The sequence below is a fragment of the Enterobacter cloacae complex sp. 2015409 genome, assembly GCF_041365315.1.
Classification (GTDB): Bacteria; Pseudomonadota; Gammaproteobacteria; order Enterobacterales; family Enterobacteriaceae; genus Enterobacter; species Enterobacter pseudoroggenkampii.
The window spans coordinates 13,048-29,538 of the sequence record NZ_JBFTVM010000006.1; the positions used below are offsets into that span (position 1 = coordinate 13,048).

Annotated in this window: 14 protein-coding genes, 1 tRNA gene and 3 pseudogenes; 11 read left to right on the forward strand and 7 right to left on the reverse strand. The window is 55.2% G+C overall.

Features of this window, described 5'->3' with window-relative positions; all coding sequences use genetic code 11:
• Positions 1 to 4: 4 nt before the first annotated feature.
• Genes ACDO57_RS20270 through ACDO57_RS20280 form a run of 3 tightly spaced genes read right to left on the reverse strand, consistent with a single transcriptional unit; the run spans position 5 to position 1,976 of the window.
• Complete coding sequence (locus ACDO57_RS20270) at positions 5 to 682, reverse strand: molecular chaperone (RefSeq protein WP_370884510.1); 678 nt, start codon at positions 680 to 682, stop codon at positions 5 to 7.
• A gap of 53 nt (positions 683 to 735) precedes the next feature.
• A complete protein-coding gene (locus ACDO57_RS20275; protein ID WP_061716233.1) occupies positions 736 to 1,320 on the reverse strand; it encodes a fimbrial protein in 585 nt (194 codons plus the stop codon).
• A 53-nt stretch (positions 1,321 to 1,373) separates the two neighbouring features.
• Entirely contained in the window at positions 1,374 to 1,976 is a 603-nt protein-coding gene (locus tag ACDO57_RS20280; RefSeq protein ID WP_061716232.1) for a LuxR C-terminal-related transcriptional regulator, read from the reverse strand.
• Between the two features lie 704 nt (positions 1,977 to 2,680).
• On the opposite strand from ACDO57_RS20280, the gene ACDO57_RS20285 reads away from it, so the two are divergent.
• The 8 genes and pseudogenes from ACDO57_RS20285 to ACDO57_RS20320 all read left to right on the forward strand — a co-directional run.
• The gene (locus ACDO57_RS20285) at positions 2,681 to 3,442 is read left to right on the forward strand and encodes a transcriptional regulator (protein WP_370884511.1); all 762 of its coding nucleotides are present in this window, start codon (positions 2,681 to 2,683) and stop codon (positions 3,440 to 3,442) included.
• 1 nt (position 3,443) lies between these two features.
• Positions 3,444 to 3,923, forward strand: a complete 480-nt coding sequence (locus ACDO57_RS20290; RefSeq protein ID WP_061716230.1) for a hypothetical protein — start codon at positions 3,444 to 3,446, stop codon at positions 3,921 to 3,923.
• A 131-nt stretch (positions 3,924 to 4,054) separates the two neighbouring features.
• Positions 4,055 to 5,053 carry a GlxA family transcriptional regulator gene (locus tag ACDO57_RS20295; protein ID WP_370884512.1) on the forward strand — a complete coding sequence of 333 codons (999 nt, stop codon included), beginning with the start codon at positions 4,055 to 4,057 and terminating at the stop codon, positions 5,051 to 5,053.
• 85 nt (positions 5,054 to 5,138) lie between these two features.
• Positions 5,139 to 6,185, forward strand: coding sequence for a class I SAM-dependent methyltransferase (locus ACDO57_RS20300; protein WP_032650683.1), 1,047 nt, complete (start codon positions 5,139 to 5,141; stop codon positions 6,183 to 6,185).
• Between the two features lie 66 nt (positions 6,186 to 6,251).
• Positions 6,252 to 6,695 (forward strand): acetyltransferase, encoded by a 444-nt coding sequence (locus ACDO57_RS20305; protein ID WP_370884513.1) that lies wholly within the window; start codon positions 6,252 to 6,254, stop codon positions 6,693 to 6,695.
• A 634-nt stretch (positions 6,696 to 7,329) separates the two neighbouring features.
• Positions 7,330 to 7,428: pseudogene (locus ACDO57_RS20310) on the forward strand (type VI secretion system tube protein Hcp); the annotation flags it as partial.
• 439 nt (positions 7,429 to 7,867) lie between these two features.
• Positions 7,868 to 8,155 carry a hypothetical protein gene (locus ACDO57_RS20315; protein WP_248166109.1) on the forward strand — a complete coding sequence of 96 codons (288 nt, stop codon included), beginning with the start codon at positions 7,868 to 7,870 and terminating at the stop codon, positions 8,153 to 8,155.
• Between the two features lie 91 nt (positions 8,156 to 8,246).
• A pseudogene (locus ACDO57_RS20320) lies at positions 8,247 to 8,344 on the forward strand (GNAT family N-acetyltransferase); the annotation flags it as partial.
• Here the strand turns inward: ACDO57_RS20320 and rhuM are convergent.
• Positions 8,343 to 8,554, reverse strand: a pseudogene (rhuM, locus tag ACDO57_RS20325) (RhuM family protein); the annotation flags it as partial. The pseudogenes ACDO57_RS20320 and rhuM overlap by 2 nt on opposite strands.
• 134 nt (positions 8,555 to 8,688) lie before the next feature.
• On the opposite strand from rhuM, the gene ACDO57_RS20330 reads away from it, so the two are divergent.
• Positions 8,689 to 9,108, forward strand: coding sequence for a toll/interleukin-1 receptor domain-containing protein (locus ACDO57_RS20330; protein WP_370884514.1), 420 nt, complete (start codon positions 8,689 to 8,691; stop codon positions 9,106 to 9,108).
• 3 nt (positions 9,109 to 9,111) lie between these two features.
• On the opposite strand, the gene ACDO57_RS20335 is transcribed toward ACDO57_RS20330, so the two are convergent.
• Positions 9,112 to 9,206: transfer RNA gene (locus tag ACDO57_RS20335), tRNA-Sec, on the reverse strand.
• Between the two features lie 288 nt (positions 9,207 to 9,494).
• Between ACDO57_RS20335 and ACDO57_RS20340 the strand changes: the two genes are divergently transcribed.
• Positions 9,495 to 10,886, forward strand: a complete 1,392-nt coding sequence (locus ACDO57_RS20340) for a glycoside-pentoside-hexuronide family transporter (protein ID WP_370884515.1) — start codon at positions 9,495 to 9,497, stop codon at positions 10,884 to 10,886.
• A gap of 12 nt (positions 10,887 to 10,898) precedes the next feature.
• Complete coding sequence (gene yicI, locus ACDO57_RS20345) at positions 10,899 to 13,217, forward strand: alpha-xylosidase (protein ID WP_370884516.1); 2,319 nt, start codon at positions 10,899 to 10,901, stop codon at positions 13,215 to 13,217.
• A 48-nt stretch (positions 13,218 to 13,265) separates the two neighbouring features.
• Here yicI and ACDO57_RS20350 read toward each other — a convergent pair whose 3' ends face one another.
• Positions 13,266 to 14,969, reverse strand: a complete 1,704-nt coding sequence (locus ACDO57_RS20350) for an AsmA family protein (RefSeq protein ID WP_370884517.1) — start codon at positions 14,967 to 14,969, stop codon at positions 13,266 to 13,268.
• A 119-nt stretch (positions 14,970 to 15,088) separates the two neighbouring features.
• Positions 15,089 to 16,480 carry a xanthine/proton symporter XanP gene (gene xanP / locus ACDO57_RS20355; RefSeq protein WP_014881972.1) on the reverse strand — a complete coding sequence of 464 codons (1,392 nt, stop codon included), beginning with the start codon at positions 16,478 to 16,480 and terminating at the stop codon, positions 15,089 to 15,091.
• Positions 16,481 to 16,491 lie beyond the last annotated feature (11 nt).

The window sequence follows — 16,491 nt, forward strand, 5'->3', positions numbered from 1 at the left end:
TTTATTATTGGGATAACGACGCGCGCGTGGCGGGGGTCCATGCCCCGTAATCGTTAATGGTCTGATAACTCATGCTGCCCGCATGGCTGAAGGTTTCGGCCAGCGTCACGCTGCTTTTCGGGGGTACCATCACCGGCTGCACCGGCATACCGTCAATTTTCACGTTGATGGTGGTGAGGTAGTACGGCGTGGGGTTGCTGAGCGTCACTTTGCCGGCGCGATAGGCGCCGGTCAGGCGTTTCCACGAATCTCCCACGCTTTGCGCGAGTCCTTCCGGGCGATAAAAGACCTTAATGCGGTTAGCCGACGCAAACTGCAGCGTATTCCCGGATCCGCTTTTAGCCTGCTGGGGGATGGCTTTGACCGTCATCCAGTAGAGCGTCTCCCGATCCTCTGGCAGGACTTTACCGTTAAACATAATTTTCACCGCGCTTTCGCTGGCCGGTTTCATGACGTACAGCGGCGGCGTGATCACGAAGTCGTTGGTGCGTTCGCCTTTCTCATTCTCCATCCATGACTGGATCAGGAACGTGGCGTCGGGATGGGTGTTTCTCACCTGCATCATGGCCTGAGTGGTGGCGCTGGAGTAGACCATTCGCGTTGCGCCCAACCCCACGCCGCCGGCATAGACGGCGGATGAACATAACGCGCCCGCCAGGCAAATCCATGTGTTTACGCGCATAGTGTTTCTCCTGAAAGCTAAGACAGGCCCGGCCCGCAGACCGGGGCCAAAGATTACGAATAGGTCACGGTGTAGGTTGCGACGGCGCTGGCATCACCCGCAGTGGCGCCACCCTTCGGCGAGTAATATTTCGCGCTGAAGTTCAGGGTGTTGGCACCCTTGCGCAGAGGGATGGCCGAAGCAGGTTCACCCAGCTTCACCACGTTGCCTTGCTCGTCATAAAGGCGAATAGCCACGTTTTGCGCAGAGTTGGCGCTGCCGTTTGCCCCGACGGACAAGCTATTAACATCGGAACCGTCTGGCGTACCGGTGAAGGTGACGGCCACGGTTGTTGCGGCAATAGGGTTCTCATCCGTAGAGGCTGAGGTGTCGGCGATTTCACAATCTTCCAGGGTGATGGCAAACGCTTTTGCCGTGCTGGCTTCACTACCTGCAGCCGCCAGCGTTGCGGTACGCACTTCACCCATGTCCACGTCAATGTTGGCGCTTCCCGCGCTGATGGCGCAGGCGGAAGTCACCACTTTGCCGTTAAAGTTCACCGTGCCACCGCTGGTACCGGCAGCCAGCGCCGTTCCGGCTGGCAGTAGTGCCGCAATAGCGATCGCAAGCAGCGTTTTATGATTGAATTGAGCTTTCATTGTCCTGATTCCATTATGGTGTTATGTCGAGATTTGCTCTGAAAGCAGCAGGTCTAACTGGTTAAAAAGACCAGCAAATCTGTCTTGTTCCTGAGCCCGAGTTTTCTTATCGCTGAGCTTTTTAACGCGCTGACACGACGGTAAGAAAGCTGCTCTGTTTCGGCGATGTAACGCATATCCAGACCTTTTCGCAGTTCCTTCAATACTCGCCATTCTCCCGGCGTCAGCGATAACGCCGTGGGTTTCTTTTTTGGTCGATAACGGTTATCGACCAGCTTTAATACGCTGGTTCGCCAGTGATAAAGTGGCTCCTGCAGCGAGATATAGGCGTCTATTTCACCGCGTATCCACAGCCAGGAATTCGCCGGTGTGGAATACATACAAATAAGCACGCCGGGAGAGAGGACTTTCATTTTCCTTATATATTTCAGGCAATCATATCCCGCATGATATTTCTCCGTGCCGGATAAAAAAATCACGTCTACCGGCGCGGCCGCGAGTATCGTTTCGATCTCCGCGTAATTATCTATCGATGCTGTAATCTGCATAGACGGAGTAATATTTTTTAATAACGCAGCGATCCCCTGGCGCGCAAAGTGATCCCCACCCAATAGCGCGATATTTAAATGACGTGTGTTGTTGAGCTTATTCGCCATGTCATTCCCTCGATTTATAATTGTAATGAGACTCGTCTGTCTGGCAGAACGATTCCTGTATTTTCGAAGCAATTAAGCATTGCACGGTGTGAGCCCACTATACCCAGGGCGTAAAAGAGGTAACCTGAATTAATCTTAATTTGTTTTAAGTTCAGTTTAGGTGTAGCGTCAATTCTCCTCGCTGAACCGGCTTTTGCTTATCTGCCTGTAAATAATCATACCGGTAGTTTTTATTGAAAAGTTAGCTTTAATAAATGTTTTGTAAGGAAATAGTCTGGGGACGTCATGCAAGGTGGGTTGTTACTGACGGTGACTAACAGTTTTGTGCTGAAATTGTTAATTAAGACGGCAGCTTTCGAATTGAACGAAATTTCGAAACCCGGCTTCAGAGTGCGTCCTCTCTGCTTTTTGTTAAAAAAACAAATTAAGCACGCTGAATAATTCAGACAGCAATGGCTAAAGCGTTCAACTGGCGCCTTTGTCGAGTTTTGTCAGTGTCAAGACGGCTTAAATGGCGGTTAAGAAAACTTCAGACCAGTCAGATAAACAGAAAGGAAAAATAAGATTTTTCGCCAGGCGCCAGGATATACAGTTGCGCATTTATCCGTCACATTAATCCTTACACAGGCGAGGGATACGCAGGTTAACCGTGAAGGGAATCTACTGGAGCAACAGGCGTTGACCGGAGGTATTTAGCCCATTCTATGCATAAGCATTACATTATTAATGGCCTGGTAGAGTTTCACCCAGCAGCCAGCACATTACGCGATCTCAACAATCCTGACCGGGTGGTGGTATTAAATTCCCCGGCGGGCCGCTGTTTGTTGTTATTAATTGAGAGAGTCGGAAGTATTGTGACTCAACAGGAGTGCATGGATATTGTCTGGCAGCGCCGGGGGATGCTGGTTTCGCCTAATACCTACTACCAGAATATTTCTATTCTGCGTAAAGGGCTGAAGAAGGTGGGTTTCGAAGCCGATCCGATTGTCACTATACCGCGCATTGGACTCACGCTCGCAAGCGATACGCAAATCACCATTAAAGAGACGCAGCCGCAGGCTGAAGAGGAAGAACACGCTGCTCCGGATGTCTGCGAAGAGACTGTCGGCCCGGCCCTCTCTACACGCCGCTTCTGGTTGCCGGGTGCGCTGGTGGTATTGCTGGTACTGGCTGGCATGAGCGTTATCAGCCATAGCCTGCTGCATGACAGCTATTTTGTGGATGGGTATCGCTTCGCAATGAAGATGGGCGAGTGCCAGCTCTATTTTGCTCACGATATTGAAACGCAACGCGATCGGGATAAAGCCCTTGCCTATGCCACCCCATTTAAGGACCAGTGCGCGAACTATCCCTGGGTATATGTGAGCGGATACATCCTGCTGCCTCGCGCGTCGGTCATTCGCTGTGACAGACCGATGACGGAACCCAACCGCTGTATGTCTGATTATTTTATAGAGGATCGCTAGTATGATTCGCTACCGTCAAACGCTAGTTGCGCTCTGTCTGTGCCTGTTGATGGGGGCTGTCGTGGCAGCGTATTACCTCTGGCATCGCCATTACATCCAGCCCTTTTCCTGTCAGGTGAACTTTATTCAGCATCACCGTGATGAAACGCTTTCTCTGTGGCTAAATTACACCGTGGAAGGCAACAGCGGAATACTCAGTATGAACGGGCGTGTGAAAAGCGACCCAACGAAGACCCTGAATCGCAAAGTATTCTTTCAGATTGAGCGAAAAGACAGCGTCTATAATCTGACATCCATACGCAATATGAAATTTCCGGACGACAACATCAGCGACAGCTGGCTTGAGAAGTACGAACCCTTATTTTTTATCTATCCGAATAAGAATATTTATATGCGCATTAAGAAACAGCAGAATGAGAATTATTTATTTATTCTGGGAACGCTGCCGACCTATGTGTGCCACACGTCAAAAAATGGATAGCGACAGGGAGAAATGTTTTTAAATTTTCCTGGGCATCATTTATGCTTGATTTAACAGCCAGGACCTATCTTGGAAAATATAACAGCAGCAATAATGTTGCGATAATGTAATTATTATTCTTCGGCAAGTTAATGAAAACTTTAATTGATGATAGCGTCAGAATGACGCCTGCACGGAATAAATCCCTGCATATGGGTTTACTCCTGTGGCCCCATTTCTCGCTTTTCGCATATTCAGGATTAATAGAGGCCTTACGCATTGCATCCAGCGTCCAAAAGCGTAGCCAGAAAATATGCTTTAAACTCACCCTGATAAGCATTTACCCCGACTTACCGGTTGTAAGCAGCTCTGGTATCAGCGTACGGCCCGATGCCGCCCATGCACCGCCCGGTGACTTCGACTACATTGCGGTGATTGGTGGAGGCCTGGAGCACCTTCACCAGGGGCACCGTGGCGACAGAGCGTTCCTCACGGATGCTCATCACAACAGCACTCCTCTGATAGGTATTGGTACCGGCAGCTTTATTCTGGCGGAGGAAGGCTTACTCAACGAGCGCCGCGCCTCGATTCATCCTCATCATCATGGCGTTTTCACGCGGCGGTTCCCGCAGGTTTATGCTGAGCAAGGCCTCGATTTTATCGACGAAGGTGATGTGCTGACCTGCCCGGGTGGGATCTCAACGCTCACCCTGGTAACGTCGCTGATCCGCGCCCACGGGGGAGACGACATTGCGGCCATAACCTCCCGGCGTCTGTCTCTTCCTCCGCATGACGCCGCCACGCCACGGCCTGCGAATATCGCCATGATCCCTGATTCACGGCTGCGCAGGGCGGTGACGATCGTCGAACAATATCTGACGCACCCGCTGAGCGCCGCCAGGCTCGCGCAGGACGTTAAGCTGAGCGAACGTCAGCTCAACCGCCTGTTTCACGCCGAGTTTGGCAAAACGGCGCGGGAATTTATTCGCAGCGCCAGGCTGTGCTATGCCTGCTGGCTGCTGAAAAACTCTCAGCAAAGCGTTACGGATATTGCGCGACGGATGCGGTTTAGCGACTGCGCCCACTTTATTCGTCATTTTCAGACCGAGTACGGCTGTACGCCGGGGGCATGGCGCACGTCGCAGAACTGATGGACCTATTTCGTGCTTTCTTCGTAGGGTATTACTGGCCCGCCTGGATAGACTTCCGTTAAAAGCCTAACGGAGGGAAGTCGACATGAACTGGCAGCCTTTTCGCGGCGATGCGCCGGAAAATATGACGATTTTCAGCGCGTCATTTCCCGACGTCAGCGACCAGTGGCCGATGAAAGACGATGCTGCCCGTGAGATCGCCTCCCTTGACCGCGCCCTGAAAGCCGAGCCAGCGCTCCGGCCGCCGAGGGTGGAATACGACGAGGGCGGGCAGGCCGTGCTTGTCCCGCAGAACCGCTATTCCGAACAGGCCTTCCGCAACCGCCCGGCGCTCACCGCGTGGCGCACCCGGCTGGTGCCCTCCGCGCTGGCGCTGTTTGTGGTGCAAAACCCGCTGGAAGATCGCCTGCCCGACGGCACTAAAATGGACAGCGACAGCCGCCAGTGGTTTATCCACGCTAACGATGCGGTTGGCGTGCGTTCCCGCGCCAGGGTGCTGGCCGCGCTGGTGGATAAGTACATTCACAATGAGAGCGAGAACAACTGGGTCAGCCTCGCGAGCGGTGCCGCCATTCCGGTGCTGGAGGCGCTGCGTGAAGCAAAGCTCGACGGCCAGCAGGTCTATCTCACGCTGGTGGACAAAGACCCGGTGGCGCTCAGCTGGGCCGAAACCATGGCGGCGCAGGAAGGCATTGTGGTGGGTGAACAGCTGACGCTGCTCAGGCGCAACCTGCTCCATACGCTGGTGCGTAACGAGGACCTGCTGCTGGAGCTGGGCGAGCATCAGGCCGAACTGGTCGATGCGCTGGGGATCTTCGAATACTTCAACGATACCGATGCGGTGACTTTCCTCCAGCGCGCGCTGCGGCTGGTCAAGCCCGGCGGGGCGGTGATTGTGTCGAACATGCTCACCAGTAGCCCGCACATTGACTTTGTGCTGCGTGGTATCGGCTGGGAGGATATTCACCCGAGGACGCTGCAGCAGCTGCAGGATATCCACCTCGCGGCGGGCGTGCCGGTGGAAAACGTCACCGTGGTCGTGCCTAAGGACGGGGTGTACGCGGTGATGGAGATTAGGGTAGGGGATGAAAAACCGCACGGTCAGTTCCCTCTCCCTGAGGGAGAGGGTTAGGGTGAGGGGGGAACAGACCGCAAAGCGTGGCTTGAAATAATTCGGTTTTCCAAACATGATCCCCCCATGAAAATAGAAACCGCACTCCCCTCACACTTCGAACGTCTGGTCGCGATCTGGGAATCCTCCGTCCGCGCCACCCATCATTTTTTGCAGGAAAGCGATATTGCGGCGCTGCGCCCGTTATTGCTTAACGCCTATCTGCCTAACCTCAAGGTCGTGATGGCCCGCGATGATACAGGCGTTATTCACGGCTTTTTAGGCGTGGATGAAAACCGTATTGAAATGCTGTTTATTGATGACGCGAGCCGGGGGAAGGGCGTTGGGAAGTTACTGCTGAACCACGCCATCGCAGCGTTCGGCGCGAACGAAGTGGACGTGAATGAGCAGAACCCGCAGGGCGTCGCGTTTTATCGTCATATGGGGTTTGAGCAGGTTGGACGCTCGGAACTGGACGGGCAGGGGAATCCGTTTCCGTTGTTGCATATGCGGTTGGGTGGACAGGCTTAACGCCCTTGACCTGCTCCCCATTGATTAATACACAGTAATGCTGGCAATTTCTTCATCGACTTTGAGAGTAACTGCGAACTTCAGTTCCTCGCTCGTAGCGGACGTTTTCTGGTCCATCTCCGGTCAGGCATAACCCAGGCAGGGTATGTGGTAAATCAACCGCGGGGCATTAGGGGTCTTTGCCTGTTGCCTGGAATGCGCAATAATTGGGCGTATAACGGCAGCGTAAAAGGGACACTATGCTTCATCACAGTCAGGCAATGTCACTGGACGACATCTACCTTGAGGACATTCCTCACATTATCCATCCGGACACTGCGGCAGGAGATCTCGCAGAAACTGCACTGCCCAACCGCATAATTCAGGAGTGGAATTTACCACAGGGCTACACCCGGTTTGTCAGCCGTTATCAACCGTTTCACTGGCAGCATCCGTGGATGGCATACCGTGACACTCTTGCCGACATCAAATCTGGGAAGCTCGTTCTGCTGAGAAAAGACATAACCGGGCATGCTATTTCGGGAGTGTTGACGACATCCGGTGACCTTCGCAATGATCTGCCGCTGTTCCTTCATACCCGGCTCAGCCATCTCCTGTCCCGGCAACTGAAACGCCCGGGATATCACGTTCGCCCGGCGGCGATGCGCCAGCGGGTTACAATCAGGTTATGGACAATAAAGGGCTGGTTATTGCTGGCGCTTCTGTTGCTGCGGGTCTTGGCCTTGGCAGACTGGGGGCGGCGAGTGAGCTTAACAATCTCCATGTTCTGGGAAAAGTCGAGGGTGAATACTCGATGATAAAGCCCGGACCATTAAATGAGCGCTTTGCCGAAACATTCTCAGGCGGAGCTTACAAGGAAATAACATTGTCCCAGGACACCACATTTTTAGAGGTGGTCAAAGCGGCACAGAGTTGGGTCGATTTTTCAGTTATGAACGACCTTTAGGAGTACTACAGACGCGTGTCGATAAGGCTGTGTTACCAAAATGGCCTGACGGTTCTGAATCTGTGATCGATAGTTTTTATGAGATAAAAATTCCTGCAGGATCGAAGGTATATGTCGGAGAGGTGGGCTACCAGTCTGATATTTTCCCTGGAGGTACTGAGCAAGTCGTAATCCCTGCGCCTTGGAATATTCCAGGCGTAGAGACGGTTAATTTTGGGGGATTGAAATGAAATCAGAAATACATACGTTACTTAATCAAATCATTGAATTACTTGTCTCTTGTGATGAAGGTGTTTGGTCAAAAAGACTAATTTATTATCGTGAGCACCTGGATTCTGATTATGACCAGGTCGTGTTAGGTATTAGGTCTATTTTCAGAGGGGCTGGTTCCTTTAACGACTTAATATTGCAAAATAACGGCAAAATGCTGCAAGCTGAAAACAATACCCTTAATGAGTTATCAGATAAGCTATACAGCTTAATAAAAGCAGAGATCTCAGAGCGTAATATCTGAAAGATGTCGCTGAAAATAACTGTCACAGGGCTGAATATCAGCCCTGTCCTGCTGCCCACCGGCAGTTACACGGAGTTAATCGTCGCGCTCAGCCCTGGATGACGCAGGCGTTATTCACGGCTTTTTAGGCATGGATGAAACCGCATTGAAATGCTGTTTGTGGATGATGCGAGCCGGGGGACCGGGATTAGCGCTTAGCCTGCTTATCCCATTTTAATAAGCCGACGATATCTTTCTCACCCTCGGCTTCTTTCAGCAGGCGCTGCTTTTTTTCAAACTCAATGTATTCTGAGCACGCCTTTTCATCAGCCACTTTCTTGCTGATCTTGCCTGCCCCTTCTAAAACGTCCGGTCGTTAAATTGCAGGAACTGCTCGAGTTTGGTTTGCCTGTCTCGTAATAAATCGTAAAGCTGAACTCACTAAACTGTGCTCTCCATACAATAAAATATCATATAAGAAATTGTGCAGTTATTTTTCAGAATTACATTACATTGAAACTACTCTTCTGGACCAAATTGTGGAGCAGCGCTATATGAATAAACCTAACGGGGCAAAAATTTTCATCTCTCATTCATCATTAGATAAACCGTTTGCAAAGATGTTATGTATGGACCTTGAAGCAAATGGGTATGCTCCTTGGTTGGATGAATGGGACATAAAAGTGGGGGGGATTATTCCCGAGCGAATTTCAGACGGACTAGAAGAAGCTGATTTTGTAATTGTTATTCTTTCTGAAAATACGGTTTCATCAAAATGGGTAGAAAGAGAATGGCAAACAAAATATTGGAATGAAATTCAACACAATTGTATTCATGTGCTTCCTTTACTTTTGAAAGATTGCAAAATACCTGAGTTGTTAAAAACAAAAAAATACGCAGATTTTAGAAATGATTTTAACAGTGGATTAAGGGACTTATTGGCAGTACTAGAAAGTTTGTATAAAAAGGAATGATTTTGGCGGAAGATCACAGGAGTCGAACCTGCCCGGGAACGCTGGCGTCCCCAACTGGATTTGAAGTCCAGCCACCTCACCGGAGATGACGATCTTCCGCGCCTCGATTGCTACATGGAGGCGGGGCGCATTATAGCTACTTTCAGGCATTTACCACATACCCCACACCACTTTTTTCACCTCTCTTTTGACCTGTACACCCCTGTTTCAGGTAATTCCTAAGAAAATCCTCATGTTAGCCCTTCTGCTTCCCAACATTTACCGCGATCACAAAAAACAAGAAACGTAATCTGCTAATCAGAAAACGCAATACCCGCTCCTGAAACAATGGTTTAAAACTCTGTAACCGGTCTCAGCGCCCCCTACAGCGTGAAGGATAAAAAAAGATGAGCGAAGTATTGTCAGTAAAAGAGAAGATTGGCTACGGCATGGGTGACGCCGCCAGCCACATCATTTTTGATAACGTTATGTTGTACATGATGTTTTTCTACACCGATATTTTCGGCATTCCCGCCGGGTTTGTCGGCACCATGTTCCTGCTGGCGCGCGCGCTGGATGCGATCTCCGACCCGTGCATGGGGCTGATCGCCGACCGCACCCGCAGCCGCTGGGGCAAGTTCCGTCCGTGGATTTTGTTTGGTGCCATCCCGTTCGGCATCGTCTGCGTGCTGGCTTACACCACGCCGGACCTGAGCCTCAACGGCAAAATGGTGTATGCCGCCATTACTTACACCCTGCTGACCCTGCTCTATACCGTGGTCAACATCCCCTACTGCGCGCTGGGCGGCGTGATCACCAATGACCCGACGCAGCGTATCTCCCTGCAGTCCTGGCGATTTGTGCTGGCGACGGCGGGCGGCATGCTCTCTACGGTGCTGATGATGCCACTGGTGAACCTGATTGGCGGCGACGATAAGGCGTTCGGCTTCCAGGGCGGGATCGCCGTGCTGTCGGTGGTCGCTTTCCTGATGCTGGCGTTCTGCTTCTTTACCACCAAAGAGCGCATCCAGGTGCCGCCGAGCACCACCTCCATGCGGGAAGACCTACGCGATATCTGGCAAAACGACCAGTGGCGCATCGTCGGTGTGCTCACCATCCTCAACATCCTTGCCGTCTGCGTGCGCGGCGGCGCGATGATGTACTACTGCACCTGGATCATGGGTTCGCCGGAGGTGTTCGTCGCCTTCCTCACCACCTACTGCGTCGGCAACCTCATTGGCTCCGCGCTGGCAAAACCGCTCACCGACTGGAAGTGCAAGGTCAGCATCTTCTGGTGGACCAACGCCGCGCTGGCGGTGGTCAGCGTGGCGATGTTCTTCGTGCCGATGCACGCCACCGTGGGGATGTTCGCCTTTATCTTCGTCATCGGCGTGCTGCACCAGCTGGTGACGCCGATCCAGTGGGTAATGATGTCCGATACCGTCGACTACGGTGAATGGACCAACGGCAAGCGCCTGACCGGCATCAGCTTTGCGGGCACGCTGTTCGTGCTGAAGCTGGGTCTGGCGCTGGGCGGGGCGATGATCGGCTGGATGCTGGCAGGCGGCGGCTACGACGCGGCGGCCAAAACCCAGAACAGCGCGACCATCAGCATCATTATCGGCCTGTTTACCCTGGCCCCGGCGGTCTGCTACGTGCTGAGCGCCATCATCGCCAAACGCTACTACACGCTGAAAACCCCCTTCCTGACCAAAATCCTGGGCGAGCTGGCACAGGGCGCGCGCCGCAATCAGCAGGAATTTGAAACCCTGCCGGTCAGCAAAGAATTGCAGAACTAAGAGGACGAAAGCATGAAAATCAGTGATGGAAACTGGCTTATTCAACCGGGCCTGAACGTGACGTATCCGGTTCAGGTGTTCGACGTGGAGCAGCAGGGCAATGACCTGGTGGTGTACGTGGCGCCGCGCGACGTGCGCGAACGCACCTGGCAGCTCGACACGTTGATGTTCACGGTGCGCCTGTTTGCCCCGCAGGAAGGGATTGTCGGGGTGCGCATTGAGCATTTCCAGGGCGCGCTGAACAACGGCCCGCACTATCCGCTGAACGTTCTGAAGGACGTGAAGGTAGAGATTGAAAACAACGCCGAGTTTGCCGAGCTGAAAAGCGGCAGCGTCAGCGTGCGCGTCACCAAAGGCGAGTTCTGGGCGCTGGATTTCCTGCGTAACGGCCAGCGCATTACCGGCAGCCAGCTGAAAAACAACGGCTACGTGCAGGATACCAACGCCGACCGCAATTACGTGTTCGAACGTCTGGATCTGGGCGTGGGGGAAACGGTCTACGGCCTCGGCGAGCGCTTTACCGCGCTGGTGCGCAACGGCCAGACGGTCGAAACCTGGAACCGCGACGGCGGCACCAGCACCGAGCAGTCCTACAAAAATATCCCGTTCTACCTGACCAATCGCGGCTACGGCGTGCTGGTGAATCATCCCGAGAACGTCTCGTTTGAAGTCGGCTCCGAGAAGGTCTCCAAAGTGCAGTTCAGCGTGGAAGGGGAATATCTCGAATACTTCGTGATCGACGGCCCGACGCCAAAAGAGGTATTAAACCGCTATACCCGTTTCACCGGGCGTCCGGCGCTGCCGCCTGCCTGGTCGTTCGGCCTGTGGCTCACCACCTCGTTCACCACCAACTACGACGAAGCGACGGTGAACAGCTTTATCGACGGCATGGCCGAGCGCGACCTGCCGCTGCACGTGTTCCACTTCGACTGCTTCTGGATGAAGGCCTTCCAGTGGTGCGATTTCGAGTGGGACCCGGTGACCTTCCCGGATCCGGAAGGCATGATCCGCCGCCTGAAAGAGAAGGGGCTGAAGGTCTGCGTGTGGATTAACCCGTACATCGGCCAGAAATCCCCGATCTTCCAGGAGCTGAAAGCGAAGGGCTACCTGCTCAAGCGCCCGGACGGCTCCCTGTGGCAGTGGGACAAATGGCAGCCGGGGCTGGCGATTTATGACTTTACCAACCCGGACGCGTGCCGGTGGTATGCCGACAGGCTGAAAGGCCTGGTGGATATCGGCGTCGACTGCTTCAAGACCGACTTCGGCGAGCGTATCCCGACGGACGTGCAGTGGTTTGACGGGTCCGATCCGCAGAAGATGCACAACCACTACACCTACATCTATAACGAGCTGGTGTGGAACGTGCTGAAAGAGACGGTGGGGGAAGAAGAAGCGGTGCTGTTCGCCCGCTCCGCGTCCGTCGGGGCGCAGCAGTTCCCGGTGCACTGGGGTGGCGACTGCTACGCCAACTATGAATCCATGGCCGAGAGCCTGCGCGGCGGGCTGTCGATTGGCCTGTCCGGCTTCGGGTTCTGGAGCCACGATATTGGCGGGTTCGAAAACACCGCCCCGGCGCACGTCTACAAACGCTGGTGCGCGTTCGGGCTGTTCTCCAGCCACAGCCGCCTGCACGGCAGTAAATCCTACCGCGTGCCGTGGGCCTACGATGACGAGTCCTGCGACGTGGTGCGCCACTTCACGCAGCTGAAATGCCAACTAATGCCGTACCTGTACCGTCAGGCGGCGCTGGCCCGCGAGTTCGGCACGCCGATGCTGCGGGCGATGATGCTGGAGTTCCCGGACGATCCGGCGTGCGATTACCTCGATCGTCAGTACATGCTGGGGGATGCAATGATGGTCGCGCCCGTGTTCTCCGAGGCGGGCGACGTGCAGTTCTATCTGCCGGAAGGCCGCTGGACGCACCTGTGGCACAACGACGAAATTCAGGGCAGCCGCTGGCATAAGCAGCAGCACGATTTCATGAGCCTGCCGGTCTACGTGCGCGACAACACGCTGCTGGCGCTGGGCAGCAACAACCAGAAGCCGGACTACGCGTGGAATGAGGGGACGGCCTTCCAGCTGTTTAACCTGGACGATGGCGCAACGGCGGTGAGCGAAGTGCCTGCGGCGGACGGCGCGGTGGCGTTTACGCTGAAGGCATCGCGTCAGGGCGATATCGTGACCTTTACCGGCGCGGGAGACGCGAAAAACTGGTCGGTGTGCTTGCGCAACGTGCAGAAGGTGAATGGCGTGAAAGGCGGCTCACACGCGGGCAGCGAGTGGGGCGTGTTGATGCAAGCGGAGGGGAATGAGGTGGTGGTTCACCTTTAATTCCCCTCTCCCCAGAGGGGCGAGGGAATGGTTTGCTCCCTCTCCCTTTCAGGGAGAGGGCTGGGGTGAGGGCGGTGTTGAAACTACACCGCCCGCCATCGTCTGCTGCACCTGCTGTTTATCCATATTCACTGCACTCAGCTTGCCGTTCACCGTTGGCTTCAGTGGCGCATTGGCCTGCACGCTGCCGCTGGCGGTGAGCTGAATATTGCCGTCGCCCGCAATCGGCAGCGCAGGCCAGCCCCACTGCTGCAGTACGTTGAGCGGCACGCCGCGCCCGTTCAGGCTCACCGTAGTCTGCCGCTGCGGAAGCTGAGAAACCGTCGCCGTTGCTTCCAGAATACCTTTCTCGGTAAACGCGCTCAGGTCGGTAATATTCACCGTGGCGGCGTTGGCATTCAGCGCCAGCGACGGACGGCGCACGTCCACGCGGTTAAAGGTTGCCGCCGCGCCGTTCAGGGTTGCGCTGCCGCCCCAGACGCCCCACTGGCGATCTTTCACCAGCTGCAGGTTTGCACCATAGCCGTCCAGAGAGGTGATCTGCCACGGGAAGGCGGGATCGATGTCGATCACCAGGTTGCGGCTCAGGCCGAATTTTTGCAGCGTGACGCTGTTCAGCCATTCCGGCAGAGGCTCCATCCACAGCGTCTTCCAGTTCTGCGGCAGGGTGTATTCCAGCCCGGCGATGGCGACATCGTCCAGCACCAGCGCTTTACCGTCGCGCAGCCAGTTACCGGAGGTGCGCACCATGCCGCCCTCCCAGCGGGAAGTGAACTGACGCAGCGCCATGCCCTGCGGGGAAAACTCTGCATTCAGAATCGGGTCGAAAAGATGCAGCGAGCCGTAGATAAACTCGCTGGCGTTCATCGACAGGCGGCCCTCCTGGCTCTGCCAGTCGCCTTTGCTGAGAGTCAGGTTGCGCAGGCTTAAATCGAGATCGGTCACCGCCCAGTCCGGGCCCTGAAGCCGGGCGTCGGTCAGGTCCAGACGACCAATCTGCAGAGAGGGAATGGTGGCCAGCGGCGCGAAGAACGCCATCAGCGTTTTATCGCTCTGCAGGCGGATTTCGTTCAGACGCATGGTGTCGATAATCCAGCTCCCGTCGGCGTTGCGCAGGGCGGAGCCGGTGAGTGAGCCGCGGGCCATATCGGCGCCAATCGTGTTCAGCACCACTTCCTTGCCGTTAAGCTGGCCCTCGATCAGCACGTTGGTGGCCGGTACGCCGTTCAGGGTCAGCGAGCCTGCGCTCATCTGAATCTGCGCGTTGTTCCCCAGCACGTTCCCGGCTTCCGGCTGCCATGGGCTGACGCCGCCCGTCACCTTCTGCGCGCTCAGGTCCCATTCGGTATTCGGGCTGTTAAAGGCCATGTTGTTCAGCTGCAGGCGATCCGCCTGGAAAGGCAGCGGCGCCGTCTGCGGCGAGAGATTCAGCGTGCCGTCGAACAGGGTGATGGTGTCCATATGCAGCGGATCGGTTACCTGGCGGCTGCTCAGGCCAATATCGACTTTTTTGGCGACCAGGGTGGCGGGTTTTCCGTCCCGACCGAAGGTGACGTTTTCCAGAATAATGTGGGAAGGCGACGAAAAGCGGTGATTCATCTTGTCGAAACTGAGTTCGTAATCAGTATTCACCGTCACCCAGCTGCTGACCTGAGACGCGCCCCAGCGGGTCTGGAGCAGAATGTAGAGCGCCAGCATCACAATGAGCAGGGCTACCAGAAGATAGATGAGGAGCTTTCCAATAAATTTCATGGTCTTCCATCCCGCAAAACGCACATAAGGGAGTTATGCACGATTTATGCGCAATCCTCAAGGCGGGAATGGTGTAATTAGATGTCACGGCAGGCATTGACTGCCTGCCGTGAGAGAAATCAATTTTTCTCAGGCGGGAAAACGAGGTTCAGCACGATAGCGGTGATACCGCCTGCGGCAATGCCGGAAGAGAGCAGGTTTTTCACCCAGTCAGGTGCAAACTGCAGGATCAGCGGCTGCTGGGAAACGCCCAGACCGACGGCCAACGACAGGGCGATAATCATGATCGCGCGGCGGTTCAGCGGCTCGCGGGAGACAATACGCACGCCGGAGGCCGCGATAGTCCCGAACATCACCAGCGTTGCGCCGCCCAGCACCGGCTCAGGGATGTGCTGCACAAAGCCGCTCACCGCCGGGAACAGGCCGAGGACGATCAGCATCAGCGCCACCACGAAGCCAACGTAGCGGCTGGCCACGCCGGTCAGCTGGATCACGCCGTTGTTCTGACCGAAGCAGGAGTTCGGGAAGGTGTTGAAGACCGCAGAGACAAACGAGTTCAGGCCATTCGCCAGCACGCCGCCTTTCAGGCGCTTCATGTACAGCGGGCCGGACACCGGCTGCTCGGAGACGTCGGAGGTGGCGGTGATATCACCGATGGTCTCCAGCGAGGTGATCATAAAGACCAGCATCAGCGGCAGGAGCAGACCCCAGTCAATGCCCAGACCGTAGTACAGCGGTGTAGGAACGGTGATCAGCGCGCTGTTGGTCGGCGCGGTGTTCTCCGGCAGCATGCCCAGCGCCCACGCCAGCAGGTAACCCGCCGCCATGGCGATCACCAGCGAGGCCACGCGCAGGTAAGGGTTACGCTGACGGTTAAGCAGAATAATGATCGCCAGCACGACGCCCGCCAGCAGCAGGTTTTTCGGCGCGCCGAAGGTGTGGTCGCTCATTGCGGCATAGCCGCCGCCGATGGAGGTAAGGCCCACCTGAATCAGCGACAGGCCGATAATCATCACGACGACGCCGGAAACCAGCGGGGTGATAACGCGGCGAGCCAGATGCAGAACGCGGGAGATCACCATCTCCGTACAGCTGGCCAGCATCAGCGTGCCGAACAGCGCCGCCATCATGGTCGGGACATCCGCACCGCCGGTTTTCAGCGCCGTACCGCCCATGATAAGCGGTGCCACGAAGTTAAAGCTGGTGCCCTGAATCGACAATAATCCCGACCCCACCGGCCCCCACGCTTTAATTTGAATAATCGAGGCCACGCCGGAGGCAAAAAGAGACATGCTGATAATGTGCTGCGTGTCCTGCGCCGGTAAACCGAGCGCCTGGCAAATCAGCAGCGCCGGGGTGATCACCGCAACAAACATCGCCAGAAGATGCTGGCAGGCGGCGAACAGCGTTTGCGGCAGCGGCGGGCGGTCTTCAAGGCGGTAAATCAGTTCGCTATTTTGCTTCTGCGCAATCGGTTGCGCATCAGGCGACTCTATGGTGTTAACGGACATCGGCGGCAATC

What these genes read in the sequence shown, in the direction of transcription:
- ACDO57_RS20270 (WP_370884510.1), bottom strand. Translation starts at nt 682, where the DNA reads ATGCGCGTAAACACATGGATTTGCCTGGCGGGCGCGTTATGTTCATCC.
- ACDO57_RS20275 (WP_061716233.1), bottom strand. Translation starts at nt 1,320, where the DNA reads ATGAAAGCTCAATTCAATCATAAAACGCTGCTTGCGATCGCTATTGCG.
- ACDO57_RS20280 (WP_061716232.1), bottom strand. Translation starts at nt 1,976, where the DNA reads ATGGCGAATAAGCTCAACAACACACGTCATTTAAATATCGCGCTATTG.
- ACDO57_RS20285 (WP_370884511.1), top strand. Translation starts at nt 2,681, where the DNA reads ATGCATAAGCATTACATTATTAATGGCCTGGTAGAGTTTCACCCAGCA.
- ACDO57_RS20290 (WP_061716230.1), top strand. Translation starts at nt 3,444, where the DNA reads ATGATTCGCTACCGTCAAACGCTAGTTGCGCTCTGTCTGTGCCTGTTG.
- ACDO57_RS20295 (WP_370884512.1), top strand. Translation starts at nt 4,055, where the DNA reads ATGAAAACTTTAATTGATGATAGCGTCAGAATGACGCCTGCACGGAAT.
- ACDO57_RS20300 (WP_032650683.1), top strand. Translation starts at nt 5,139, where the DNA reads ATGAACTGGCAGCCTTTTCGCGGCGATGCGCCGGAAAATATGACGATT.
- ACDO57_RS20305 (WP_370884513.1), top strand. Translation starts at nt 6,252, where the DNA reads ATGAAAATAGAAACCGCACTCCCCTCACACTTCGAACGTCTGGTCGCG.
- ACDO57_RS20315 (WP_248166109.1), top strand. Translation starts at nt 7,868, where the DNA reads ATGAAATCAGAAATACATACGTTACTTAATCAAATCATTGAATTACTT.
- ACDO57_RS20330 (WP_370884514.1), top strand. Translation starts at nt 8,689, where the DNA reads ATGAATAAACCTAACGGGGCAAAAATTTTCATCTCTCATTCATCATTA.
- ACDO57_RS20340 (WP_370884515.1), top strand. Translation starts at nt 9,495, where the DNA reads ATGAGCGAAGTATTGTCAGTAAAAGAGAAGATTGGCTACGGCATGGGT.
- yicI (WP_370884516.1), top strand. Translation starts at nt 10,899, where the DNA reads ATGAAAATCAGTGATGGAAACTGGCTTATTCAACCGGGCCTGAACGTG.
- ACDO57_RS20350 (WP_370884517.1), bottom strand. Translation starts at nt 14,969, where the DNA reads ATGAAATTTATTGGAAAGCTCCTCATCTATCTTCTGGTAGCCCTGCTC.
- xanP (WP_014881972.1), bottom strand. Translation starts at nt 16,480, where the DNA reads ATGTCCGTTAACACCATAGAGTCGCCTGATGCGCAACCGATTGCGCAG.